This is a genomic window from uncultured Chitinophaga sp. (assembly GCF_902168175.1).
GTDB lineage: Bacteria > Bacteroidota > Bacteroidia > Chitinophagales > Chitinophagaceae > Chitinophaga.
The window spans coordinates 173311-197159 of record NZ_CABHOU010000092.1 but is presented as its reverse complement, the minus strand read 5'-3'; the positions used below and the strand labels follow the sequence as shown (position 1 = coordinate 197159).

General features: G+C 44.0%; 19 protein-coding genes. 13 read left to right on the top strand and 6 right to left on the bottom strand.

The window, feature by feature from the left end:
* Positions 1-28: 28 nt before the first annotated feature.
* Positions 29-1507: a glutamate synthase subunit beta gene (locus tag QZT80_RS20135; RefSeq protein ID WP_295126311.1), complete on the top strand. Its 1479-nt coding sequence runs from the start codon at positions 29-31 to the stop codon at positions 1505-1507.
* Positions 1508-1755: 248 nt separating this feature from the next.
* The gene (locus QZT80_RS20130) at positions 1756-2589 is read left to right on the top strand and encodes a neutral zinc metallopeptidase (protein ID WP_295126308.1); all 834 of its coding nucleotides are present in this window, start codon (positions 1756-1758) and stop codon (positions 2587-2589) included.
* Positions 2590-2676: 87 nt separating this feature from the next.
* On the opposite strand, the gene QZT80_RS20125 is transcribed toward QZT80_RS20130, so the two are convergent.
* Positions 2677-3750: a lipase family protein gene (locus QZT80_RS20125; RefSeq protein WP_295126305.1), complete on the bottom strand. Its 1074-nt coding sequence runs from the start codon at positions 3748-3750 to the stop codon at positions 2677-2679.
* Between the two features lie 108 nt (positions 3751-3858).
* Here QZT80_RS20125 and QZT80_RS20120 point away from each other — a divergent pair, with 108 nt between their 5' ends.
* The 5 genes from QZT80_RS20120 to QZT80_RS20100 all read left to right on the top strand — a co-directional run bounded on the left by QZT80_RS20120 (position 3859) and on the right by QZT80_RS20100 (position 7478).
* Complete coding sequence (locus QZT80_RS20120; protein ID WP_295126302.1) at positions 3859-4356, top strand: GNAT family N-acetyltransferase; 498 nt, start codon at positions 3859-3861, stop codon at positions 4354-4356.
* A 30-nt stretch (positions 4357-4386) separates the two neighbouring features.
* Positions 4387-4890 (top strand): SRPBCC domain-containing protein, encoded by a 504-nt coding sequence (locus tag QZT80_RS20115; protein WP_295126299.1) that lies wholly within the window; start codon positions 4387-4389, stop codon positions 4888-4890.
* A gap of 9 nt (positions 4891-4899) precedes the next feature.
* The gene (locus QZT80_RS20110; protein ID WP_295126296.1) at positions 4900-5271 is read left to right on the top strand and encodes a septal ring lytic transglycosylase RlpA family protein; all 372 of its coding nucleotides are present in this window, start codon (positions 4900-4902) and stop codon (positions 5269-5271) included.
* A gap of 93 nt (positions 5272-5364) precedes the next feature.
* Positions 5365-6135 carry a hypothetical protein gene (locus QZT80_RS20105; protein WP_295126293.1) on the top strand — a complete coding sequence of 257 codons (771 nt, stop codon included), beginning with the start codon at positions 5365-5367 and terminating at the stop codon, positions 6133-6135.
* A gap of 92 nt (positions 6136-6227) precedes the next feature.
* Complete coding sequence (locus QZT80_RS20100) at positions 6228-7478, top strand: DUF3472 domain-containing protein (protein ID WP_295126290.1); 1251 nt, start codon at positions 6228-6230, stop codon at positions 7476-7478.
* Positions 7479-7545: 67 nt separating this feature from the next.
* On the opposite strand, the gene QZT80_RS20095 is transcribed toward QZT80_RS20100, so the two are convergent.
* On the bottom strand, positions 7546-9351 hold the full coding sequence (locus tag QZT80_RS20095; protein WP_295126287.1) for a cytochrome c peroxidase: 1806 nt from the start codon (positions 9349-9351) through the stop codon (positions 7546-7548).
* 87 nt (positions 9352-9438) lie between these two features.
* Positions 9439-10911: a hypothetical protein gene (locus tag QZT80_RS20090; protein WP_295126285.1), complete on the bottom strand. Its 1473-nt coding sequence runs from the start codon at positions 10909-10911 to the stop codon at positions 9439-9441.
* A gap of 204 nt (positions 10912-11115) precedes the next feature.
* Between QZT80_RS20090 and corA the strand changes: the two genes are divergently transcribed.
* Positions 11116-12144 carry a magnesium/cobalt transporter CorA gene (gene corA / locus QZT80_RS20085; protein WP_295126282.1) on the top strand — a complete coding sequence of 343 codons (1029 nt, stop codon included), beginning with the start codon at positions 11116-11118 and terminating at the stop codon, positions 12142-12144.
* Between the two features lie 7 nt (positions 12145-12151).
* Here corA and QZT80_RS20080 read toward each other — a convergent pair whose 3' ends face one another.
* Entirely contained in the window at positions 12152-12655 is a 504-nt protein-coding gene (locus QZT80_RS20080; RefSeq protein WP_295126280.1) for a DUF2480 family protein, read from the bottom strand.
* A gap of 107 nt (positions 12656-12762) precedes the next feature.
* Complete coding sequence (locus QZT80_RS20075) at positions 12763-14862, bottom strand: peptidylprolyl isomerase (protein ID WP_295126277.1); 2100 nt, start codon at positions 14860-14862, stop codon at positions 12763-12765.
* Between the two features lie 751 nt (positions 14863-15613).
* On the opposite strand from QZT80_RS20075, the gene nadA reads away from it, so the two are divergent.
* On the top strand, positions 15614-16621 hold the full coding sequence (gene nadA, locus QZT80_RS20070; RefSeq protein ID WP_367112882.1) for a quinolinate synthase NadA: 1008 nt from the start codon (positions 15614-15616) through the stop codon (positions 16619-16621).
* 331 nt (positions 16622-16952) lie between these two features.
* Here nadA and QZT80_RS20065 read toward each other — a convergent pair whose 3' ends face one another.
* Complete coding sequence (locus QZT80_RS20065) at positions 16953-17183, bottom strand: FeoA family protein (RefSeq protein WP_295126272.1); 231 nt, start codon at positions 17181-17183, stop codon at positions 16953-16955.
* Between the two features lie 154 nt (positions 17184-17337).
* Here QZT80_RS20065 and ybeY point away from each other — a divergent pair, with 154 nt between their 5' ends.
* The 4 genes from ybeY (at position 17338) to QZT80_RS20045 (ending at position 23786) form a co-directional block, all read left to right on the top strand.
* On the top strand, positions 17338-17766 hold the full coding sequence (gene ybeY / locus QZT80_RS20060) for an rRNA maturation RNase YbeY (protein WP_295126269.1): 429 nt from the start codon (positions 17338-17340) through the stop codon (positions 17764-17766).
* 1716 nt (positions 17767-19482) lie between these two features.
* Positions 19483-21351, top strand: coding sequence for a tRNA uridine-5-carboxymethylaminomethyl(34) synthesis enzyme MnmG (gene mnmG, locus QZT80_RS20055; protein ID WP_295126266.1), 1869 nt, complete (start codon positions 19483-19485; stop codon positions 21349-21351).
* A gap of 379 nt (positions 21352-21730) precedes the next feature.
* On the top strand, positions 21731-22321 hold the full coding sequence (locus QZT80_RS20050; protein ID WP_295126263.1) for a sigma-70 family RNA polymerase sigma factor: 591 nt from the start codon (positions 21731-21733) through the stop codon (positions 22319-22321).
* Entirely contained in the window at positions 22314-23786 is a 1473-nt protein-coding gene (locus tag QZT80_RS20045) for a hypothetical protein (RefSeq protein ID WP_295126260.1), read from the top strand. The genes QZT80_RS20050 and QZT80_RS20045 overlap by 8 nt, the downstream gene beginning before the upstream one ends.
* Positions 23787-23849 lie beyond the last annotated feature (63 nt).

The window sequence follows — 23849 nt, the reverse complement described above, 5'->3', positions numbered from 1 at the left end:
AAGTGCCGCCCGACGGCGGAGGTGCGTTATGGGTAAACCAACAGGATTTTTAGAATTTACAAGGGAGCTTCCCGGCAAAACAGATCCTTCTGAAAGGAAAAAGCACTACAACGAGTTTGTAGAGCGCCTTCCCGAACAGAAGCTGAACCAGCAGTCGGCCCGCTGCATGAATTGCGGCGTACCTTTCTGCCACAGCGGCTGTCCTTTAGGTAATGTTATTCCGGAGTTTAACGATGCTGTGTATCGCAAAGACTGGGCGGAAGCTTACGACGTTTTATCATCTACCAATAATTTCCCGGAATTTACCGGCCGTATTTGTCCTGCGCCCTGCGAAAGTGCATGTGTGCTTGGCATTAACCAGCCACCGGTAGCTATCGAGGAAATTGAGAAACATATTATTGAAATCGCTTTCGATAAGGGCCTCGTGCAACCGCGTATTCCGCGTATGCGCACTGGTAAAAAGATTGCTGTAATTGGTTCAGGCCCCGCGGGCATGGCTGCTGCAGCACAACTTAACTACGCCGGCCACCAGGTTACCATTTTTGAAAGGGACGATGCGCCCGGCGGTTTGCTCCGCTACGGCATTCCCGATTTTAAACTGGAAAAATGGGTAATCGACCGTCGTGTTAAACTGATGGAAGAAGAAGGCGTTACTTTCCAATGCAGCACCAATGTGGGTGTAGACGTGAAAGTAAATGACCTGCTGCGCGATTATCATTCCATTGTACTGGCAGGTGGTTCCACCATTCCGCGCGACCTGGCCATTCCCGGCCGCGAGCTGAAAGGTGTACATTTCGCGATGGACTTCCTGAAACAACAGAACAAACGCGTAGGCAACCGTATTGTTGGATCGGCAGATATACTGGCCACCGGTAAAAACGTGGTAGTAATTGGCGGTGGCGATACCGGCTCCGACTGTGTAGGCACCTCTAACCGCCATGGTGCTATTAGCATTACCCAGCTCGAATTATTACCCAAACCTCCTACAGAACGCACTACTTATATGCCATGGCCTACCTACCCGATGGTACTCAAAACTTCGTCTTCGCACGAAGAAGGTGCCGATCGTAAATGGGCAATTGCCACCAAAGAATTTGTTGGTGATGGTAATGGCAACCTGAAAGCATTGAAGCTGGTGGACCTGCAATGGACCGCATCTTCAGATGGTAAACCGGCCCGCTTCACCGAAGTAGCCGGATCGGAAAGAGAAGTTCCCTGCGAACTGGCTTTCCTCGCCATGGGCTTCGTTCACCCCCAGCATTTTGGGATGGTGGAAGACCTTGGAGTGGAATTGGACGAGCGTGGAAATGTGAAGGCAAGCGAGAAAGCTTACCAGACTTCCATTCCCAAAGTATTTACAGCTGGCGACATGCGCCGTGGCCAATCCCTGGTGGTTTGGGCTATAAGCGAAGGTCGCGAGTGCGCGCGTAAAGTGGACGAGTTCCTGATGGGCTCATCTCAACTGGAAAGTAAAGATGCTTCCCTGATGGCGATGATGCTCGATTAAGTCCCTTTACCGTTTTATCAACCTTTTTATCTAAATTTTTCTCATAAGCAGGTTTAGATTTTGTTGTAACCTTCAGCCGGGCCGGGTTTTTACCCGGCCTTTTCTTTTTTGGTTGATGCGATACCCTCTTCTGAATTAGTTCCCCATATTTATCTTTGGTCTGTGGCCGGTGTTCCCCGAAATTATATTTATCTACACGGCACATATCTTGTACTTTAGCAATACCTTAATCTTAAAACTTATAAACTATGCGTTGGTCAGGCAGGCGCGAAAGCGGCAACGTAGACGACCGCCGCGGTATGAGCGGTGGCAAAATTGTTGGCGGCGGCATTGGCGGTATCGTCATTGCGCTCATCATCTATTTCCTGGGCGGCGATCCGTCGCAGGTACTTCAAACACAACAAACTTCGCAAACAGAGTTAACCCCGGAACAAAAAGCCGAGGAGGACAAAGCAGCTAGTTTTGTGAAAGTAGTGCTGGCCGATACGGAAGACGTTTGGAACAAGCTTTTTAGCGCGGACAATAAACAATACCAGGAGCCAACCCTCGTATTGTTCTCCGGTATGGTGGAATCGGCCTGTGGCAGTGCGAGCAGCGCGTCCGGCCCGTTTTACTGCCCATCCGACCAGAAAGTTTACATCGATCTTTCTTTTTATGATGAGCTGAGCCAGCGTTTCGGCGCGCCAGGCGATTTTGCGATGGCCTATGTAGTAGCGCACGAAGTGGGGCATCATGTGCAAAACATCCTCGGTATATCCGACAGGTTGCACAATGCGCGTGGACGTGTAAGCCAGGAGGAATACAATAGATTGTCTGTTAAGCTTGAATTACAGGCCGACTTCCTCGCTGGCGTGTGGGCGCATCACGCACAAAAATTGAATAACATTTTGGAAGAGGGCGATATAGAAGAAGCACTTAACGCCGCCAACGCGATTGGTGACGACCGCCTGCAGAAACAGTCACGGGGCCATGTAGTTCCCGATGCATTTACGCATGGTACTTCGGAGCAGCGGATGTACTGGTTTAAACGCGGTTATGAAACCGGGGATTTGAGTAAGGGCGATACGTTTAAAGAATTATAGAAGAAGACGGGAGTCGCTTAGGTGATCTCCCATCTTCAAAAACATATCCAACAAAAAGGCTGCTCTTGTGAGACAGCCTTTTTACATTTATTGAATTCCATATTGCTTGCGAAGTAAATACAGGTACGGTTCAAAAAGATGGTTGATAAACACATTTTTACCATCAAACTTAAACTTCTCTTTATAAGCATCGTCGGCCATAAGTATAACCGGGCAGCCCGCCGTCATGTAATTATTACTGTACACATAGGCCGGCATCTTTAAATCCGGGAGGGTTTTCCTCACTAATGTAGACACGCCTTTTCCCAACGTTCTCCGGAAACGTTTCATGGATTTGGTGCTGGCGCGGTTCAGTTTATTATATACTGATTTGCCGTAAATGCGTACAAAGAACTTCTGCTTTTTAAGGGCGCCGGGAATATCCATAAAGGCATTTACCTCGTTAAAATCTTTGAGGGTTTGGAGAGAGAAGGGCGTTTCAGGCACCCAGTCTTCACTGTTCACCACCCTAAATCCCCAACCGCCACGGGTAATGTAATCGAAGTCGTATGCGTAGTACAAATTGCCCGGTTTGGGCGCGGCGCTGCAATATGTTTTATACCGAATGTCTTTAGGCAAATCTTTATTATACTCGAAGTAAGAGCGGGCAAGGAAAGCAATGGCGCCACCCTGGCTATGCCCGATAATAATAATATCCTTAACGCCCTGCTGGTATACCTCTTTGATCTTTTGCACCATCGATGGTGCCATGGCGGCCAGGGAAACTGTCCACCCCGCATGCACATACGATACTGCCGTATCGGCTGCCAACTGATAATCAAAGCGGGAGTTCTTATCTACCTCTATCGTGCCTTTCGCTGGAATCATGGCCGCATAAAAATTCGCCAGCCAGCTTTCGGTTTTGCCAATAGTGCCGCGTATTGCAATTACGGCTACCCCATCTTTCCTCATCCACAAAAACCATTTATTGTACAGCCCAACCTCCGGAGAAGTAAATAGCAGTTTATAGTCGCTGCCATTGTATGTATTAGCCGCACTGTCGTTACGTTCCGGCAATTGCAATAGTTGCGCATATTCGTGTGCATCAAAACCAGGCTTTAACTTTTGACCCAGGGATATCAGGGGTAGGGAAATTAACAGGCAGAGCAAAAAACGATGCATGTGGCTATTTTTTATAAACTTAACAAAAAATGAGTTTCAATGTTGCCTTCAATTAGGGCATCTGCTAAAGGAAAGTTCGTAAATTAGCTACTTAGCCTGTTATCATTTATGATCAACATTTATAAAACCGACGAAAACGGCATCCCGTTCATCCAGCATATTGCAAACAATACCTGGCCCGAAACGTTCGGCAACATATTATCCGCCGACCAGATCAGCTACATGTTGTTGATGATGTACGATCAGCAAGCGTTGCTGAAGCAAATGAACGAACTGGGTCATGTGTTTTTGCTGGCCAGGTACGAAGGTCAGACTGTTGGTTTTGCCAGTTACGAATTGAATTATAAAGGCGAACCAAACATAAAACTTCATAAAATTTACATCCTGCCCGAAATGCAGGGCAAAAAAATAGGGAAACAACTGATAGACGAGGTAGCTTTTATCGGCCGTAATGCCGGGCAGCAGGCACTTTTACTGAATGTAAACCGCGATAACAACGCTATAACTTTTTATGAGCGTTCCGGCTTTACGGTGATAGGTGAGGAAGACATTGATATCGGCAACGGTTACTTTATGAACGATGCCATTATGCGTAAACCACTTTGATTTTTTAATTTCCACGTAAAATATAATTCCATGACAACATCCAAACCATACGACTGGTCAAAGTTCCGCACCCGGATTCCTGTGAAGGCCGGTATCCGTGATATTTACAATGCCTGGACCACGAAAAACGGTATTGAAAGATGGTTTTTAAAGAGCGCCAATTTTGTTACGGCCGAAGGTACCGAGCGAACCGGCTCCGTACAAAAAGGCGATAGTTATACCTGGACCTGGTTTGGTTATGGAGAAGAGGTAAATGAAAAAGGAACAATTCTTGAAGCCAATGGCCGCGACTTCTTCAGTTTTTCCTTTGCCGGAGAATGTAAAGTGTCGGTGTATATACAGGATGAGGCAGGTGAAGTGGTGGTAGAATTGGTACAATCCAACATACCCACCGATGAAAAAGGAATGACCAGTATTCACATTGGTTGTATGGGCGGCTGGACGTTTTATCTCGCCAACCTTAAATCGTACCTCGAGGGTGGTATAGATTTGCGCAACAAGAATGTGCTTATTAAAAACGTTATCAGTTCATAAAAACGAAGAATGAAAATCCTATCCAATTTTACTTTTCTATTCGCATTCCTGCTGTTGTTTTGCACCGCCTGCAGTCGTAAAATTACCGAAGCCGGCAAAGCATCTTATTACGCCGATAAGTTTAACGGCCGTAAAACCGCCAGTGGCGAAACCTTTCGCCAGTCGAAACTAACGGCCGCGCATAAAACCTTGCCTTTCGGCACCAAAGTTAAGGTGGTAAACAAGAACAATGGGCGCTCCGTTAAGGTGAGGATTAATGACAGGGGCCCGTTTGTGGCCGGCCGCATTATCGACCTTTCTAAAAAAGCGGCGCAAAAAATAGGGCTTGTGCAGAGTGGAGTAGCAAATGTGGAAATAAGGTATAAAAAGAGAAAGCGCTGACCGGCGCTTTTTTTTAACGGTAATTTTAAGCATTTCGGCTTCAGTTTTAAGAAAAATCACCATATATTAGAGGTAACCTATGCTTTATAAACAATGAACGACCAGGACAATTTTAAGATCAGGGTGATGTTTATAGATGCAGATACCGGGCAAACGCTTGGTACATCAGACCTTTCACCGGAGCAGTTACCTGAATCCTTTGAAATACCCACCACCCTGGAACTAGGCAACCATAAATGGGAAATACAGGAAGCTGATCCCATTTCGGCCGACATCTTTCTAAAAACGAAGCAGCTTACGCTCATACTCAAGCGGTTAGATAGTATCGACCCGACTTCCATCATTTTTTCGCTACCCACCATTTCCAGCGAGGTCCCCTCTGTAGAAGGCTGGCAACCCTACCCTGCATTTGTTACTTACATTACAGATGACGACTGGCGCCAGTCGGAGTTTATCAACATTAGTAAACTTAGCCTTATTGGTTCCGAAATGGACGAGGTAAAAGCAGTATGCATTCACGAAGGCCGCGAAGTGGAAAACGGTGGGCGGATATTTAATAAGATACACGTACGCGCAAAAATTGGCGAGCCGCAAATCTTTATTGCGATGTACGAACTAAAGAACCTCCTCAAAACGAAGGAGGTGGGCAGTATTGCGTTCTCGGGTTATCCCGGATTTGTGAAAAACGGTTTTGCCATCAACACCCCTAACGCCCAGTTTTATGGCATCGAAGAAAATGGCGTGGTTAAAACTCTTTGCATGCACGCCTTTACAGACAATGCCTCTCTCGAAATGGAAAGAGTGAAAAAGACGTTCCACCTGGTTTTTGTGGAATGGTGTAACTGCAACATATTACTTCCTTAACCCACACTCTCTCACTCAATTGTCAGATTTTAACCGGCGGCTTGCATACCGGACAATGGGTTTTTAATTTGTAAGCACCAATAATTATGTACATGATGAGATCTATGTTTCTACTGCTGCTATCTATGGCGGCGGGCGGCGCGATAGCGCAAACCACAAACGCGGTAGCACTTCCCGGTTTTACCGCTTATGCACAACCCAACGAACAAGGGGTAGATATTTCCGGACGCAACGGGGTGATTAACTGGACGGACGCCGGTACCGAAATAAAATTCTATTGCCACATCAGTACACCGGGTAACCTTAAACTAGCCATCAACGCAAAAGCCGATGCGGCCAGTAAAATCAACATATCCGTTAACGGCATAAATAAAACGATTGCCATTACGCCCGGCGACTTTGCCAGCACACCTGTTTTACAAACGAAGATTAAAACTGCGGGCTTTTATGAAATAACGCTTAAAGGTGTGGAAAAGCAGGGCAAAGTATTTGCCGATGTAAAAGAAATTACGCTTGACGGGCCGGCCACAAAAGATATCCAGTTCAATCCAAAAAGCTGGCGTCGTTCAGCATCTGTACATCTGAACTACACGCCGCCCGAAGGCAAAAATGTTGAATATTTCTATGGAGAAATTAAAGTGCCGGCGGGCGATGACAAGATTGGTACTTATTTTATGTCGTGCGGATTTCACCGTGGCTACTTTGGTATGCAGGTAAATTCTGAAACAGAACGTCGCATCATCTTCTCCGTTTGGGATTCGGGCAAAGAGCCCGATGATCGTAAAAATGTGAAGTGGGAAGACCGGGTTACTTTGCAGGCAAAGGGCGATAGTGTGGTGGCCAGTGGTTTTGGCGGCGAAGGCACCGGTGGTCACAGTCATTGGGTATATAACTGGAAGGCCGGCGAAACTTACCGCTTTCTTATGCACAGCGTTCCCGATGGTAGCACAACGCTTTACACCGCCTACTTTTTTGTGCCCGAACATAATGAGTGGAAACTAATCGCGAGTTTCCGCGCACCGAAAGATGGTAAGTACATGGGCCATCTTTATTCATTCCTCGAAAACTTCAGTTTCGAGAATGGTAATAAATATCGCAAAGGTTACTTTGGCAATCATTGGATTAAAACGCCGGAGGGCGAATGGATAGAGCTTACGAAAGCGCGATTCACTAACGATGCAACTGCCAAAGCTAAAGACAGGCTCGACTTTGGTGGCGGTTCCGAAAATGGCTGGTTCTATTTATGGACGAGTGGTTTTGTTCCGGCAAACGCCAAACTCGGCGACACGTTTGATCGCCCGGCTACAGGCAAACAACCGGACATCAAACTTCCCCGTTTCTAATTTCGGAGGTCATATATACAAAGCCTGGTCGTATATGATATGGCCAGGCTTTCTTTTTTATAAGGAATTATTTCAACGGCTCATCGCTCAACGTTTTCAGAAACGCAATTACGTCCTGCTTTTCTTCATTCGTGAGGTGCAGCGAATCTGTTGGTAAAGTTTGGTTTTTTAGGTTGATGCCGAGCCCTGCCCCACCACCATTATTGTAAAACTCCATCACCTCGTCCAAGGTGCTATAAATTCCATTGTGCATGTAAGGTGCCGTGAGCGCAATATTGCGCAAACCCGGCGTTTTAAAAGCGTGGCGATGCAGATCAATTTTATAGAGGTTGTATTTCCCTTCATCCTCATCCAGTATTTTGGAATCGGCCGCCGTGGGTACACCTAATACTTCGGCTTCCATTCTATCGTATCGCGGCGGAACATTGCCATTAAACAACGGCGCAAAATGGCAGGTGCCACATTTCGCTTTACCCATATAAAGATTGAAGCCCCGGGTTTCTGCCGCGGTCAGCGGATTTTTGCCTTGAAGCATATATTGGTCGAAACGACTATTCATTTTAGTGAGCGAACGGATGTAAGCGGCAATAGCCACTTTCACCTGGCGGCTGTGAATAGTGGTATCGCCAAACGCCTTATTGAACAAATCTGTATACGCCTTTTGTTGTTTGATTTTTGCCACCGCATCTTCGAGCGACCCGTGCATTTCCGATGGGTTATTCACAACATCGGTCACCTGGTCTTCGAGGTAGGCAACGCGTAAATCATAAAACTGACCTGACTGTAAAGCTGCGTTCAGCAATGTTGGCGTATTCCGCATCTGTGTGTTATCGTTAAGCGATGCCGCCAGCGGCAAACCATCTGTGAAGGCTTGTTCCGGTTTATGGCAGGTGGCACAGTTACGTTGATTGTTGAAGGATAAGATAGGATCGTAGAATAACTTTTTGCCCAGTTCCGCCTGCTCGTCCGAATTTTTCGCCACCTGGCTCGACGAATAAAAAGCTGTATTATAAGCCGCTTTCCCGAACGGGTTCACCGCGTCCGGGTGCAGGAATGATGGTTGTGTTGGTGCTCCGATATTCAAGTTCCTTCTGCAGAGCAATATTTTTTCATAAAGCGGATTAAGGTATTTGCTGATAAATGTAAGCCGGTCAAATTCATTAAAGGTCCCGGCATGAAGCGCGTTCTTTGCTTCGTCGAACAACTGCTGCGTCGATTTTACTAAATCCGCATCTTTAATTTCATCTTTATAAAAGAGCCAGATTGTCCTTACACCGTCCATTGAAGCTTTGGCTTCGGATAAGCTGGCAAAAGCTACCGGCGAATCAAAACCGCTGATACCCAAAGCCATTATACGAAGCAGTTCCTGACGCATAGCGTCAAACAGTTGCACGTCGGTAGCCACCAACAATTCGGCCGTGCGCCCCAGCCTGTTCACATTCGATACCAATCGCGCAGCTTCCATACGGAGGTTAGCACTGTCCTTTTTCTTCACGACCGAGAATATCATTTCTTCCATTACCTGGAAACCTTCAGGAGCTTCCACCACATCCCGTTCGCCAGCATCTACTTCATCAAGGTTAGGGCCGTTGATGGCTTTGGCAGTAACGGGACTGAAGTATTCCACCAGGGCTTCCAGTTTTTTATATGATTTACGGGCAGCAAAAAAAGCCTTTTGTATTTCTTCATCGTCCGCATGACGCTCAATCTTTCTCCTCAGGTTCGCCGCATCTTCCTCCAGTTCATCCGCCTGCAGGCGATACCAGGTAAGCGTTCGTTTACCCTGTACCGAAACGCCCTCGGGGCGGCGGCTGGCGGTAATCGAAGCAATGCCAATTGCATAAAGGAACATAACGGCAAGTATTACACGCATTTTTTAGTTTTTTCGTCAAAAAAGGAAAAAATCCCCTGTCGTAAAACGACCAGGGGATTGGTTAACCGAACTTTTGAGGGGTAAATATTATTTAGGCAACCCTTTGATCACCAGTATCTGGCTGGCCTGGTTTTCTGTCACGCGTTTTGTGCCACCATCTACGCCGGCATATTTTGTACCGGTCCAGGAGTGTGGCTGCACTGCCAGCGTAAACATATTTGGTACGCCGGTAACATCACTCACGTCCACCAGCGCGCCAAACTCCCAGCTACCTTTTTTCGTGGTGGGGTTGCTGCCATATGTTGCAGCATCGGCGGCATTTCGGTGATGATCAATTTCCAATACAATTTTCAGCTGTTTGGATTTGATGTCGTACTGATAGATATAACCATCGTGCGTTTCTTCACCATAAGTGTTTGAATCCTCCTGGATGTATACATAATTTTCGGTTACACAAATGTTGTCCACATTCTGGAAATCTTTCGCAATGCCGGTTTTGTCGTCGCCGTCCAAAATCACTTCGAGTGTACCTTTCAACGGATTAGTAGCATCCATTACCAGGCGATAGGTGCGGCCGAATTTTGTGCGGGAACCATCAGCATTAAAACCTGATTTATCCTGACCGGTAACATTAAAATATACTTCGCGGCCGGTAGCACTGCTGCCTTTGCGATAATCTATATCTTCCACGCGACCGAATTTCAGCGCTTTCAGTACATCAACTTCGGCGTTGATGGCAGCGCCAGTTTTCGTTTCATAGTTATCCACTTTTACGAATTCAACTTCGTAAGTCTGCCCAACTTTTACATTGGTTTCAACCTGGTCATTGTCTTTTCGCTTAAGCATATACAGCGAACCGCTGTTCAGATTGCCAACACTGTTACCAATATACATGGCCAGCTGCCCGGCAGCTGCACCGCTATCATCGTCGCCAATGATAATAATGGTTTTGTCTTTGTACGCTTTTTTAGGAAGCGGCACGGCATTTTCTGCGCTCCAGTGGCCGAGAGCGGGGAGTTCATGTTTTCCGGCGGCGGCGGTGGTAGCAGCAAATGGGTCAATACCATTGGTATAAGATTCTACGCTACTCTCGCCAGAGGTAAGATAAATAGGACCAAAGCCATGTTCGGCGGGTGTTGCGAGTGTTGCGGAGCAAAGGCGCCATTGGCCACCATCGGAATTCAGGATGTACTCGCCCTTTACCGGTTTAAAAGTTTTGTCGAGGGTAATGCGGCTTACGGCGAAGTTGTCTTCGTGGTTTACCAGCATCAGGTACTTATCGTCTTGTTTTAACAAGGCTGTACCATCGGCTGAGCCGCCAAAAATAAAGCTGGGGCTTTCGGTAAGCACATCGTCGCTACCGATAAGTGAAAAAATTTCCAGTGTTTCAAAGCCGTTTTTTTTAGTAACGAAAGCTGGGGTTGCGGAATGGTTCTTGAGTACGATATCCGCATTGGTGGTCGTAGTCGGTTTATCCTTATCGGAACAGGCCGAAAGTGCGAAACCCGCAGCCAGGCCAAGGGTGATTACAGGCATAAATTGCCTCGATAACAGAGTCATGTCGGAGTTTTTTGGTACCATGAAGCTACCCCCGGCGTGTTACCGGCTCGTTATGCGAACTTTAATTAATTCTGAAATCTTCACCCATAGCTGCAAAACGCGGCTAATCCTTATTTTTATACCAAATTCCGAGAAATGTTCAAACGCGCCATTTTGCCCATTCCAGATAAATTGAACCCATTTAAGGTGCGGAAACCCCGCATCATGAATTTTAATCCTGTAACCAGTGTCCTCACCCGGCCTATTCCTGAAAATGTAAAAATCACCGTTTTCGAGTACGATCCGAAGGAAGTGCATGAAAATGTGATAGCCACCTTGCGGGATTGTACGGCTTACCGCAACTCGGAAAAAATAAAATGGATTAATGTAGATGGGCTTAAAAAAGAGGAGGTCAATTTTATATGCCGCGAGTATGGTATTCACTACCTGTTAGAAGAAGATATTCTCAGCATTGGCCAGCGTGCAAAAATGGACGAAGTGGAAGATCGGCTCTTTTGCCTGTTACCCATGGTCTACTTCAAACCCGAATCTTCTATCGTGGAACAAGAGCAGGTAAGTTTGGTGATGGGTAAGAATTTCGTAATCTCCTTCCAGGAGGATCCGGCGCGTGATGTGTTTGATCCTGTACGCGAGCGTTTGCGCATACAGGGTTCCAAACTCCGAAGCATGGATACCGACTATTTATTTTATGCGTTGCTGGATGTAATCGTAGACAATTACTTCACTGTAATGGACAAGCTTGGCGAGCGCATAGAAATTATGGAAGATGTAATTCCTCATCAGGCTAATAAACGCACCCTCGCCCGTATTAACTACCTCCGGAAAGAAATGCTCATTTTCAAACGTGCCATTTCCCCCGTTCGCGAACTGGTAAATGGATTGCTGAAAAGTGATAATGAATTACTGCAGGAGCGCACCGAAAAATATTTTAAAGATGTGTATGACCACATTCTACAGGCAACGGAGCTGGCAGAAAACTACCGCGATATGATTACCAACCTGTTAGAGTTGTATCATACGCAAACCAGCCTCAAGATGAATGAGGTAATGAAGGTGCTGGCAGTGGTAACCACGTTAATGGCACCGCTCACGGTTATTGCCGGCATTTACGGGATGAACTTTGAAAACATGCCGGAGCTGCATTCACCCCATGGTTATTTCTACACCCTTGTGGTAATGGGCGTCATGTTAATTGGAATGATTATTTTCTTCCGGAAAAGAGGCTGGTTTTAAACCGCGGTTACTTCTTTTTATATACCGGCACTGTTGAACAGGGTTCGCCGTACATAATACTTTTTGCCACCGGGCGAAGCAGCCGGGTTATTTCCACATAAGCCGCTTCGGTTACTGTTTTATCGCCACAACCTTTTATCACCACGCGTTTATCTACGAACTTGTTTGCATCTATTGCAGCCAGTTTCCTCAAATACAAACTGCGCTGCAAATATTCCGCATCACTAAAAGCTGCGTATTTAGCGATGGGTTCGAGATAGGTAACTACAAGCATGTAAGCCCAGGCGGGCACTATCGCATCGGCCGAACAGGTGATGGCCACATTTTTATCACGGTAAACTTCCCAGTCGAGGCCTTGCAGCGCCGCACGAAAATCCTTTTCTTTCAGGATCATTCCCATAAAAAGGTAGTCCTTTACATCAAATACTGCAATCTCGCCTTCCGGATAGTAATCTTCCAGGTCGATGGTTACTATACCACTCTGCGCAACTTTATTGATAATTTCTTCCATAGTACTTCTTTCTGGTCCTACAAATTTACGGAAAAACAACCTCGCTTCTCCGCATAAAAAAACCGGCCCCGTAAACGGAGCCGGCCATATAATCAGTAATTTATCTACTAGAAGAATTTAGAGCGGTTATCTTTTACCTCTGCTTTTTTCTTCAACACGTCGAACAGCTGCTGATCTACTACAGAACGGAAGCTTTGTTCGTAAGAATTACGCAATACTGTGTAATCCAGCGGAGCTTCAGGGCTTGCAGTATAACCGTCAATTTTCACAACATACACACCTGCATTTCCGTAAACCGGGGCCGATACGTTTGCACCCAATGCTTTATTGAAAGCAACACCTGCAATACGTGGTTCAAAACCGAGGGAAGCAATAAAACCGGTGGTGAAACTAACACCCGTAGCATTCATAACTGGCTGGTTAGTAGCCTGTGCCGCTGCCTGAAGCGTTTTAGGAGAATTAAATTTAGCAGCGATCTGGTCGGCCTTTTTAATTCTTCTTACTTCTGCTTCAACCTGGGGCCTAACTTCAGAAAGTGCGATGGTACCTGCTTCGCGGATACCGGTAAGTACAGCAACAATATACCTGTCTTCCAGAGATATTACACCGCTCACCGCACCTTTGTCCGCTTTATAAGCCCAGCTTACGAGTTCGCGCGACTGGCCAAGACCAGATACGATGAAGTCCATCGGACGGATATTTTCAGCAATACGTTTGGTGAATCCTTTTTCCTGGATGGCTTTATCAAATTCAGCCTGCGTATGATGTTTGGCTGCAAATTCGCCGGCAGTAGTAAATGCTTTACTGCTGGTTTCAGCGCTGGGATCGATAGACCTTGTGAGGTAAGCTACTTTCATCGCTGGTCCGAAATTCTTCTGTTCCATTACCTGAATAACAGAGTAACCAACTGGCAGTTTAACTACTTTGATCTGACCTTTGCTTCCTTCTGCAAAAGCAAAATCTTTGATTTCATTTACAAATTGGCTGCTAGGCGTCAGTTCGTATTCACCATTTCTTGCTTTGCTGTCGTTGTCGTCAGAGAACTGGCTAACCAGTGCAGCAAAATCAGCACCACCGCGGATAGCTGCAGCCAGGCTGTCAGCTTTCAGTTTTGCGGAGGAATCGCTTACTCCTTGCTGAGTGGCTATTAATATATGACGGAACTTAACTGAGTCCGGCATTGTTTTACGATCAACGATTTTAGCGTAACCTACTGCATTTGCATCGATGAAAGGACCATATACGGTACCCACCGCAAGATTCTTGATGGAATCTTTATAAGGATGCCTGCTCTCAGAGTTAGCAATAAAAGCGTCGAAGTATTTGGTGGTAGAGTTATTATTAATAAAAGCAGCTACTTCTTTAGTAGTGTCCAGTTCCTGTTTCAGGCTGGTCAGTTCTGCAAGCGCAGCCGAAGAGTCGAGGCCTGAAGGAAGTGCATCGAATGATACATACTCAACACGACGGCCTTCTTCCACCTGGAAACGAGCCTTGTTTTTCTGAATATAATCGTTCATTTCAGCATCGGTTACTTTAACAGAGCTGTCTGCGATAGTAGCGTAAGGAACACTAACGTAAGAAATGTTAGCTACCTGTTTGGTATCAGCAGTTTGCTGAGTGGCCAGCCATTTCGGGAAATATATACCTTGTCTTATCAGCGCTTTGTATTTATCGTCGCGCAGCGTTTCGGCCAGTATTTGTTCAAAACGCAAAACCTGTGCGCGGGCTTCGCCGGTTTGATCCTGGCTAAGACCTTGTGCAACATTTTGCAAAGCGGCGCGGTTAAATTCACCTGTCTGAGGATTCGTGAATTCACGAACCACCATTGGGTGCGGATTTTTACCCAATAATTGGTCGGCAAGCTCAGCCTCGGTTACTTCGATGCCCAGTTTGCTGTATTGGTCTTTGTTAATTTGTTCAAGCAGGAATGAGTTCCAAACTTCTTCCCTAACATACTGTTGGGTTTGGGGGTCGATTGAACCGCTTGGCATTTGTGTGCGCAACGCAGCCTCACGTTCCTGGATGCGGCGATTGTACTCCGCATATTCAAGTGTTTCACCATTTACTTTACCAACAGTTGTAGACTGGTTTCCCATGGAACCTCTGCCGAAAAAAGCATCCTGTAAAAGGAAAGCAACAATTGCGACACAAATCACCACAATAATTACCACGGCATACTTATCCCGGATTTTCTGAATTACTGACATATATTATATGGTATAAAAATTAAGGACAGCAAAAATAGAATAAAATAACTGTAACTGCAAAATAGGTTTTTATCGGCTGTAATTCAATACAGGTAAAGGTTTTAGCCGTCTTAAAAGGGTGCATTTAACACCTTCTTTCACAGGTTATCCACATTTTGCTCGTAACAGGATAGACAAAATAGTAATTAATAATCTGCTTTTTACACAGGCTGGCAGGCTTTTTTCAAAAATTTAACAGCTTTATGGTTATTCACATTTCGGAACAACCAACACATAAATCCACATTCATTTGTTAAGAACGTGGATATGTACCCAGGTTTTTGTGAAATTATTTTTTCGCCGGATGATTTCAGTTTTAGGGTGTTATTTATTCACAGTCTATGTTAAGAACCATGGTATAAAGCCCAAAAGTGTGGGAAAAGGGGGTACTTTTTCGCTGGACAACTAAATTTTACTTTTTGAGGTTTGGTTGTTCAGGTCAGAGGGTATGTTAATAACAGACATCTGTTCACAGTTTGTTAGGCGATACCCACCAACGGGGTTATACACGCTCAACTCTTTCCACACTGTGGATAAAGCGGTCCAAATTCAATGCCAGTAACAACCTTCGTTGTTAATTAACTGTGGATACACCATCAAAATGTAATAACAACTACCTTTGTAAAATCAGAGAAAACGTGGTTTCCACATATCCACCCTCCTAATAGTAGTGAGCTTTTCTCTTTTTAAAAAAATAATTAGATTTATAATTATGAATAAGGAAGTTACGGAAGCGAAAAAAAATTTGCAAAAGTCAGGATTTTTGAATATAGCGGTTGATGTGAACATGGATCTGTTCGCGGAGATTGAAAAATTGAAGAAAGAAAAGAACGCGATTATCCTCGCGCATTATTACCAGGAGCCTGATATCCAGGACGTTGCCGATTATATTGGCGATAGTCTCGGGCTTAGTCAGCAGGCCGCTAAAACTGATGCTGATATAATAGTGTTCGCAGGTGTTCACTTTATGGCTGAGACCGCAAAAATTCTAAGTCCGCAAAAAAAGGTGCTTCTCCCCGATCTTAAAGCTGGTTGTTCGCTGGCAGATAGCGCGCCGCCGGAGTTGTTCCGCAAGTTCCGCGAAAAGTATCCCGATCACCTGGTTATCTCTTATATCAACTGTTCTGCAGGTATCAAAGCACTCAGCGATATCATTTGTACGTCTTCTAATGCCGAAAAGATCATCGAAAGCGTTCCGAAGGACCAGCCTATCATTTTCGCGCCCGACCGCAACCTTGGGTCTTATTTGATCAAGAAAACGGGTAGGGATATGGTATTGTGGAATGGCGCGTGTATGGTCCATGAAATTTTCTCGCTGGAAAAAATACTCAAGCTGAAAGTAAGGCACCCTAAGGCAAAAATACTGGCGCATCCTGAATGTGAGGCAGCCGTGTTGGAAGTGGCCGATTTTGTTGGGTCGACTACTGGTATCCTTAAGTTCTCTCAACGCGATGAGGCACAGGAATATATAGTCGTAACAGAAACTGGTATTCTTCACCAGATGCAAAAAGAAAATCCGCAGAAGACTTTCATTCCAGCTCCCCCGAATAATGCCTGTGCCTGCAATGATTGTCCGCATATGAAATTGAATACGCTGGAAAAACTTTACCTGTGTATGGAGTATGAAGAACCGGAAATTACAATGGAAGAAGGATTAAGGCTCGCCGCGAAAAAGCCTATTGATCGTATGCTGGAGATAAGCGCCGCCGCCGGCTTATAATATTTGATAAGATTTTTCAAAGCCTGTGGATGGGAACATCTGCAGGCTTTTTTTTGAATTTTTATTTGAATTATTTATTATGTTATCTATATATGATTATAAGTAAATATTTTATATATTATAAACTATGTTTTGAGATGGGAAGGTTTGATGTTTATAGTCGCAGTATTTAACAGGTTATTTCACACCATGATTGGTCTGTTGCCGGTTAGTTTACTGCTCGGATGATTACCTTATTCCGAAAGCATAAATGCCCAATTTTATGTTTATCGGAAAATAAAAAGCCACACCCGAAAGTGTGGCATATAAAAATGTCAGGCTGATGATAAAGTTATTTGGCTAATTCTTCGACCCAAATAAAATCGGCTTCAGTTTTACGGAGTGATAAATTGTATCCAGCAACTATAATAGAGATCGGATCTCCAAGCGGAGCTATTTTTTCCACTTTTACTGTTTCACCTGGTACGCATCCCATTTCCATCAGTTTGATATGAATTTCGTCTTTTTCGAATTCCCTGATAACTGCGCTTTTTCCAATCGTAAGGGCGGATAATTTGATCATGCCGTTTTTCATTTGTTGGGTGAATAACCTGTCTGTCCTTGTTAATAATTTGTACTCCCGGCAAAAGTACCGTACCCGGAGCAGTATACAAAAAAAGAGAAGGCGTTGATCCGAATTTTCACCATAATTTTACAATCAATTTTAAAGGATAGATATGGCAGTAAAGTTTGCGATGCATGAGGTGAAAGTGAACCTCAGGAATAAAAACAAACTAAAACAGTTTATAGGTGAGTTATTTGAGCGTGAAGGTCAGGAACTGGAGGACCTTCAATACGTATTTTGTTCGGACGAATATCTGCTCACCATCAACCAGCAGTTTTTGCAGCATGACACTTACACGGATATTGTTACATTCGAACTCTCTCCCACCCCGGAAGTAACAATGGGCGAAATATATATAAGTACAGATAGGGTTGCCGATAATGCGGAGAAGTTTGATGTTGATTTTGAGCAAGAGTTGCATAGGGTAATTTTTCACGGTGCGCTGCATCTTTGTGGATTTAAGGATAAGACTAAAAAGGATGAGGAAAAGATGAGGGCGAAGGAAGACGAATATCTTTATCTGTACTTTGAAGCAAAGTAGACAATTTCTTGTATTTGATATTTTGATCAGGTTCATCTCAGGGTGAACCTTTTTTATTTTCATCTAGTTCCCACGTATGTTTTGAATGAATATCATGAGGTGTATCACCGTAAATGTTCCTGTAAATAGATAGGTCTTTAGACCAGCCTTCAAAATTTGGCAACAGTATATGGAATCAATATGCGGAAACCGGTAGCTGAGTTTTATGATTATGTATAGATTCTTGCTTAGGTTTTACATTGGTTTTCATAATATGGAATAGTATTAAACTTGTGGTTTGAGTTAGACACACACTGGTGAAAGCGTAAGCAAACAGCTAAGTGAACAGTAAAGCAATTTTGGATAGACATGTTTAGGAATCTATGCCTTTACTGGTTTGTTGTATTTTCTTATCGTGTGTTAAGCGGACGGTGTGGTATATTCTTTATAGTGTATTTGTGTAGGGGCATAATTCGGATTGAAGGTGTCATTGTTTTTAGGCAAACTAGGTTACTACCAACTTGCAAGATATCTTTTTAGATAGGCAGGAATTACCGAATGCTGGATACTGTTAGGGGGAGTTGGGTATGCAATTATATTTTTCTATCGAACTTCTTTAGCATTCGCTCATTACGCCAAGATGTATTATATGTAAAAGTGGAGGAAGTTGTTGGTTCGCGTGTGTGGAGTATTGTCTATTTGGTATGGTTACAATAAGTAAATGCTCGAATTGTAGTATTTAAATATCTGCCCCTTTCCTATTGTTATGATTAATAGGTTTGTGATGTTGTTCACTTTGGCTACTAGCGTCTGGATGTTCAACTATCTATAATGTTCCACGTGGAACATTATAGATAGTTAGGAAGGTTGATTTAGCAGATACTCTTTATATAATAATATCAGGAAGTATTAAAGTTGTAGTTACGGGTGGCTACTTCGATTTTTACATGGACATTCAATTGGTGGATGGTGACTGCATCGTTTCTTCAAATGACTAGTTCTTAATAAAGGAGTGCATAAGATGAATAGTAGGTAAGTTTGGGAAACACTTCTCATGTTAGGGGTTGGTGAAGGCATGACGAAATCTGCCGATTCGGGATAGCTAACCACTAATCTAGGATGTAAACATGTTGTATAGTGAATTGATAATATTTAGTGAAAGTGGATATTACTTCATTAAGAGTCAGGGTGCCTGGTATGCTTTGCTCTATTAGATGGCGTATTTAGATCGTTACCCAAAAAGAATACTAGGTAGTTTTGGGTGTATTTGTCCAGGCGCTAATATTAACCGAGGGACTAAGTTTGAACGTTAACACATTTAGGAGATAGAGGCATAAGTGGAGCGACCTCTAAGTACGACATAGATGCTCTCATTTAAATTTGAGCCCGGTACTATTGGGGACGCTCGTCCTCCAAATGTATATATTATATCTACAAAATATCTTCCAAGGTAGCTAGGTAAGGATAGTAATACCAAGTAAGATGGGTATTTCGGTATATTACTTACTACCGGACGTTCTTCAATGTTCCACGTGGAACATCGAAGAACGTATTATTACAAGACTTTTGATGTTCCACGTGGAACATTTATACACAGTGAATAAATGTTGGGGCAAATATTTGGCATGTGTTCCGCGTGGAACATTGGACGTTTTACTGGCTAAACCCCTCTCCCTTTAATCTTTAATGTTCACCCCAACTAATCTTTGCATAACTTTGCAATCTCAAATTCTAAGTATGTTCCCTTCTTACGATGTTATTGTGGTTGGCGCTGGTCATGCCGGCTGTGAGGCTGCAGCTGCGGCAGCTAATATGGGGTCCCGGGTTTTACTGGTGACTATGAATATGCAGACGATTGCCCAGATGAGTTGCAACCCAGCCATGGGCGGTATAGCAAAAGGCCAGATTGTTAGAGAAATAGATGCCCTGGGTGGATACTCTGGTGTCGTTACCGATCAGTCTATGATACAGTTTCGCATGCTGAACCGATCTAAAGGACCGGCGATGTGGAGCCCACGTACGCAAAATGACCGAATGTTGTTTGCCGCTAAGTGGAGAGAAGGTTTGGAAAATACGCCGAATGTCGACTTTTATCAGGATATGGTGAAAGGACTTCTTGTTAAAGATGGTGTTTGTTTTGGTGTAATTACTGGTCTTGGTCATGAGATAAAAGCGAAATCCGTGGTGCTTACCAACGGTACTTTCCTGAATGGTGTAATGCATATAGGCGATAAACAGTTCGGTGGAGGTCGGGTTGCGGAGAAAGCTTCTACAGGAATTACTGAACAATTGGTAGAACTGGGCTTTGAAAGTGATCGTCTTAAAACGGGTACACCTCCCCGTATTGATGGAAGAAGCCTCGATTATTCTAAAATGGAAGAGCAGAAAGGTGATGATGAAATTGTTGGTTTCTCCTACCTCGACATTGAAAAAATTAAACCGGCTGAACAAAGAAGCTGCTGGATTACCTATACCGATGCTAATGTTCACGAAACTTTAAAGACCGGCTTCGACCGGTCGCCAATGTTTCAGGGTAGAATTCAGGGTGTTGGTCCAAGGTATTGCCCAAGCATTGAGGATAAAATAAACAGGTTTGCAGAGCGTGACAGGCACCAGTTGTTCGTAGAGCCAGAAGGTTTTAATACCGTGGAGATTTATGTAAATGGTTTTTCTACCTCCCTGCCTGAAGATGTTCAGTATAAAGCAATGCAAAAAATAGCCGGTTTTGAGAACGTGAGAATGTTCCGCCCGGGTTATGCTATTGAGTATGATTTCTTCCCCCCTACCCAACTTACCTTTTCCCTGGAAACAAAACACGTTTCGAACCTGTTTTTTGCCGGGCAAATTAATGGTACTACCGGTTACGAAGAAGCTGCCTGCCAGGGTTTGATGGCCGGCATTAATGCTCACCTCAAGGCAAAGAATGAAGAGCCTTTTATTCTTAAAAGAAGTGAAGCTTATATTGGAGTACTTGTAGATGACCTGATAAATAAAGGAACTGAGGAACCTTACCGCATGTTTACCTCCCGTGCCGAGTTCCGTACCCTGCTTCGCCAGGATAATGCAGACCTCCGGCTGACCGAAAGGAGTTATAAAATGGGATTGGCATCGGAAGAACGGATGGAAAAAGTAAGGCGCAAACAAAGTGGCGTGGAGAAAATAAGGGCAATTTTGAAAGAACTGCCTATCGATCCGGAAGATATCAATCACTTTTTGCAGGAAAAAGGATCTGCCCCACTTACCCAAAGACAGCGCGCACATCAGATTTTACTTCGTCCCGCTATCGATATTTTCTCCATGATGCAAAATGTAGACAAAGTGAAAAATGCCTTTGAGGAGTTTGATCGTGATACTTTGGAGCAAGCGGAAATTCAGGTGAAGTACGAAATGTATATCGATAAGGAAAACGAACTGGTAAAGAAAATGGGACAACTGGAAGATATGGTGATCCCGGATACATTTGATTATTCTAAACTGATCTCATTATCGGCGGAAGCGAGACAAAAGTTTATAAAAATCAAACCGCGCACTTTAGGTCAGGCGAGCAGGATAAGTGGAGTAAATCCGAGTGATGTACAAATTCTAATGGTTTACATGGGGCGTTAGAAAAAATGAGATATTTATAAAATTGAGAGGAAGGACGAAAATCCTTCCTTTTTTTGTGAAAAAAAGTGGAAAGTGGCGAAAAATCGTCATTTTTTGGTGGGTTAAATTTCAACGATCGTCGATTGGTTGATATTAGTTGTCGTAAAAGGTTTAAGTTTGCTTAAATCGTCTAAAAAGGTGCTTTTTGTGGATCGTAGCTTCTGAAAAGAAAAATATAGGCAAAAGCAACCTCAAAATTTCATTTGTCGTATTCATAATCAAAATTCTGTTGGGAAAATAGCCGAGACTATACCCGGTTAAATTTTTAACACAAAAACTGACATGATTAGAAAAAACGACCGGTGTTAATTTTAAACACTTATATCAAGTAAAATATTCTGTGCAGGATATAGCAAACATCATCGACGGCTGTAAGCAGTGGAAACGCGGCAGCCAGGAAGAATTGTACCGGCAATTCTATGGCTATGCTATGGCCATTTGTTTGCGTTATGCTAACCATAAGGAAGAGGCGGTTGAAATGCTAAATGACGGATTCCTTAAAATCTTCACACACATCTCCACTTACGATACTTCCCGTCCCTTCAAAAGCTGGCTCGCAAGAATTATGGCGAATACTGCTATTGATCACCTGCGGGCACAAAAACGTTTGTTGTTTGCAGAAGACATCAATAAAGTGTACGACCTGGGTTCGGGGAATGAAGATGCGCTGGATAAAATTTCTGTTGATGAACTATTGAAGCTTGTGCAGGAATTACCGCCCGCATATAAAACAGTATTTAATCTGTATGTAATGGAAGGTTTCCAGCATCAACAAATAGCTGACATGCTGGGAATTTCTGAAGGAACTTCTAAATCCAATTTGTTTAAAGCTAAGCGAATTTTAAAAGAGAAGATAGAAAAAGCAGCGGCGTATAATACAAACGAAAAAAAAGACCTGCCGCCGCAGGTTGCCAAAGTAAAAAATGAGTGATCATTTTGAAGATAGAATCAGGGAGAAACTGCAGGAGGCAGACTTTCCATTTGACCAGGACTCCTGGGCAAAAATGGAACAGAAGCTTGATGCAGTAGCACCAACGCCTACGTACAAACGTCGTCCGTTCTTTAAATGGTGGATGGGCGGAATGATTGTACTGTTTGGCGTTTCCGCGTGGATCACTGTTTGGTATATTGGACGTGAGGAGGAAAAATCTGACGATCGTCAGTTAGTAATCTCCTCCCCTGCCAACAATAATAATGATGTGGAAAAAACTGCTGCAGGTAACGAAAGCGCCGCATCCACCGGAAATAATACAATACCAGGTAATACTAACGGTAACGGAAGTGTGAATAATGTTGATAAACGAAGCGCGACATCTTCATCAACTGAAAACAAAACAAATGTAGGTGGTGAACGTGATGTAGATAATGTTGATAACACTGTCCGTTCCGGTAAAACAATAACGTCCGGCAAATTAAATAAAACGCCATCGAACGCACTTAGATTATCTGCCGGAACGAATACAACTGGTAATCATATAGATAGGTCACCATTATCCAGGGGCAAAGCGGAAAATAACAAGAATGTGTCCGTTATGCCTGGATTAACAGCTAAAACTAAAGGCTTATCCACACTGAATGATGAAAATGAAAAGGCTATAATTGAAGAGAAGGTAACATCGGGAAAAGAGGCTGTGTTATCCACATCAGTAGTTGAAAATAATGTTGCGAATGATGTAACGTCGTTACCAGGAAACGTATCAAACCAAAATATAAATGCTGCGCCGGAGCTTGATTTTTTAAATTCCGCTGCAACCAAACCCGTTAAAATTACTGCCGCTCTATTGGCAAAACCTGTTGGTTTTCATACCAACAGTATTGTGGGAAAGGCAGCACAAAAAAGAGGATTTGCCATAGGATTCGCTATGGGACCAGATTACAGCGTGGCCCCTTGTTTCCAGTTTGGTGATTTCGGTATATCTGCCGGGTTGCAACTGCAGTATGCTTTTAATAATCGCTGGTCGGTTTCGACAGGTGCCTTTTATGCGAGGAAAATATACGGAGCAACAAAGGCCGATTATCAATCCAATTATAATTTTCAAAAAGTAAATGCGGATTGCGATGTGCTGGACGTGCCGCTGAATATAAATTATACTTTGTTCCAGAGCGGTCGCCACGCCTGGACCGCCACATTGGGTTCGTCGAGTTATTTCATGCTCAAAGAAGATTACGAAATGTATTACAGCAGCACGAATGTGAGAAAGTACGAGTATAAAAACGGCAGCCAACATTATTTCTCCATGCTCAACCTCGGCATTGGTTACCAGCAACAGTCGGGCCGCCACTTTATGTGGGGACTGCAACCCTATGCAAAAATTCCCATTAGCGGAGTGGGACACGGTAACGTAAAGCTCACGTCGTTCGGCGTGTTGCTACATGTAAACCTGACCGAATATTAAGTGTAGGGTGACTAAAATCATATGGCATACTGAGAAAGTAATGCCGTGTAAAATGCTGCACCA

What these genes read in the sequence shown, in the direction of transcription:
- QZT80_RS20075 (WP_295126277.1), bottom strand. Translation starts at nt 14,862, where the DNA reads ATGTCAGTAATTCAGAAAATCCGGGATAAGTATGCCGTGGTAATTATT.
- QZT80_RS20115 (WP_295126299.1), top strand. Translation starts at nt 4,387, where the DNA reads ATGACAACATCCAAACCATACGACTGGTCAAAGTTCCGCACCCGGATT.
- QZT80_RS20065 (WP_295126272.1), bottom strand. Translation starts at nt 17,183, where the DNA reads ATGATCAAATTATCCGCCCTTACGATTGGAAAAAGCGCAGTTATCAGG.
- ybeY (WP_295126269.1), top strand. Translation starts at nt 17,338, where the DNA reads ATGGCAGTAAAGTTTGCGATGCATGAGGTGAAAGTGAACCTCAGGAAT.
- QZT80_RS20130 (WP_295126308.1), top strand. Translation starts at nt 1,756, where the DNA reads ATGCGTTGGTCAGGCAGGCGCGAAAGCGGCAACGTAGACGACCGCCGC.
- corA (WP_295126282.1), top strand. Translation starts at nt 11,116, where the DNA reads ATGAATTTTAATCCTGTAACCAGTGTCCTCACCCGGCCTATTCCTGAA.
- nadA (WP_367112882.1), top strand. Translation starts at nt 15,614, where the DNA reads ATGAATAAGGAAGTTACGGAAGCGAAAAAAAATTTGCAAAAGTCAGGA.
- QZT80_RS20095 (WP_295126287.1), bottom strand. Translation starts at nt 9,351, where the DNA reads ATGCGTGTAATACTTGCCGTTATGTTCCTTTATGCAATTGGCATTGCT.
- QZT80_RS20135 (WP_295126311.1), top strand. Translation starts at nt 29, where the DNA reads ATGGGTAAACCAACAGGATTTTTAGAATTTACAAGGGAGCTTCCCGGC.
- QZT80_RS20125 (WP_295126305.1), bottom strand. Translation starts at nt 3,750, where the DNA reads ATGCATCGTTTTTTGCTCTGCCTGTTAATTTCCCTACCCCTGATATCC.
- QZT80_RS20110 (WP_295126296.1), top strand. Translation starts at nt 4,900, where the DNA reads ATGAAAATCCTATCCAATTTTACTTTTCTATTCGCATTCCTGCTGTTG.
- QZT80_RS20100 (WP_295126290.1), top strand. Translation starts at nt 6,228, where the DNA reads ATGATGAGATCTATGTTTCTACTGCTGCTATCTATGGCGGCGGGCGGC.
- mnmG (WP_295126266.1), top strand. Translation starts at nt 19,483, where the DNA reads ATGTTCCCTTCTTACGATGTTATTGTGGTTGGCGCTGGTCATGCCGGC.
- QZT80_RS20090 (WP_295126285.1), bottom strand. Translation starts at nt 10,911, where the DNA reads ATGACTCTGTTATCGAGGCAATTTATGCCTGTAATCACCCTTGGCCTG.
- QZT80_RS20080 (WP_295126280.1), bottom strand. Translation starts at nt 12,655, where the DNA reads ATGGAAGAAATTATCAATAAAGTTGCGCAGAGTGGTATAGTAACCATC.
- QZT80_RS20105 (WP_295126293.1), top strand. Translation starts at nt 5,365, where the DNA reads ATGAACGACCAGGACAATTTTAAGATCAGGGTGATGTTTATAGATGCA.
- QZT80_RS20045 (WP_295126260.1), top strand. Translation starts at nt 22,314, where the DNA reads ATGAGTGATCATTTTGAAGATAGAATCAGGGAGAAACTGCAGGAGGCA.
- QZT80_RS20120 (WP_295126302.1), top strand. Translation starts at nt 3,859, where the DNA reads ATGATCAACATTTATAAAACCGACGAAAACGGCATCCCGTTCATCCAG.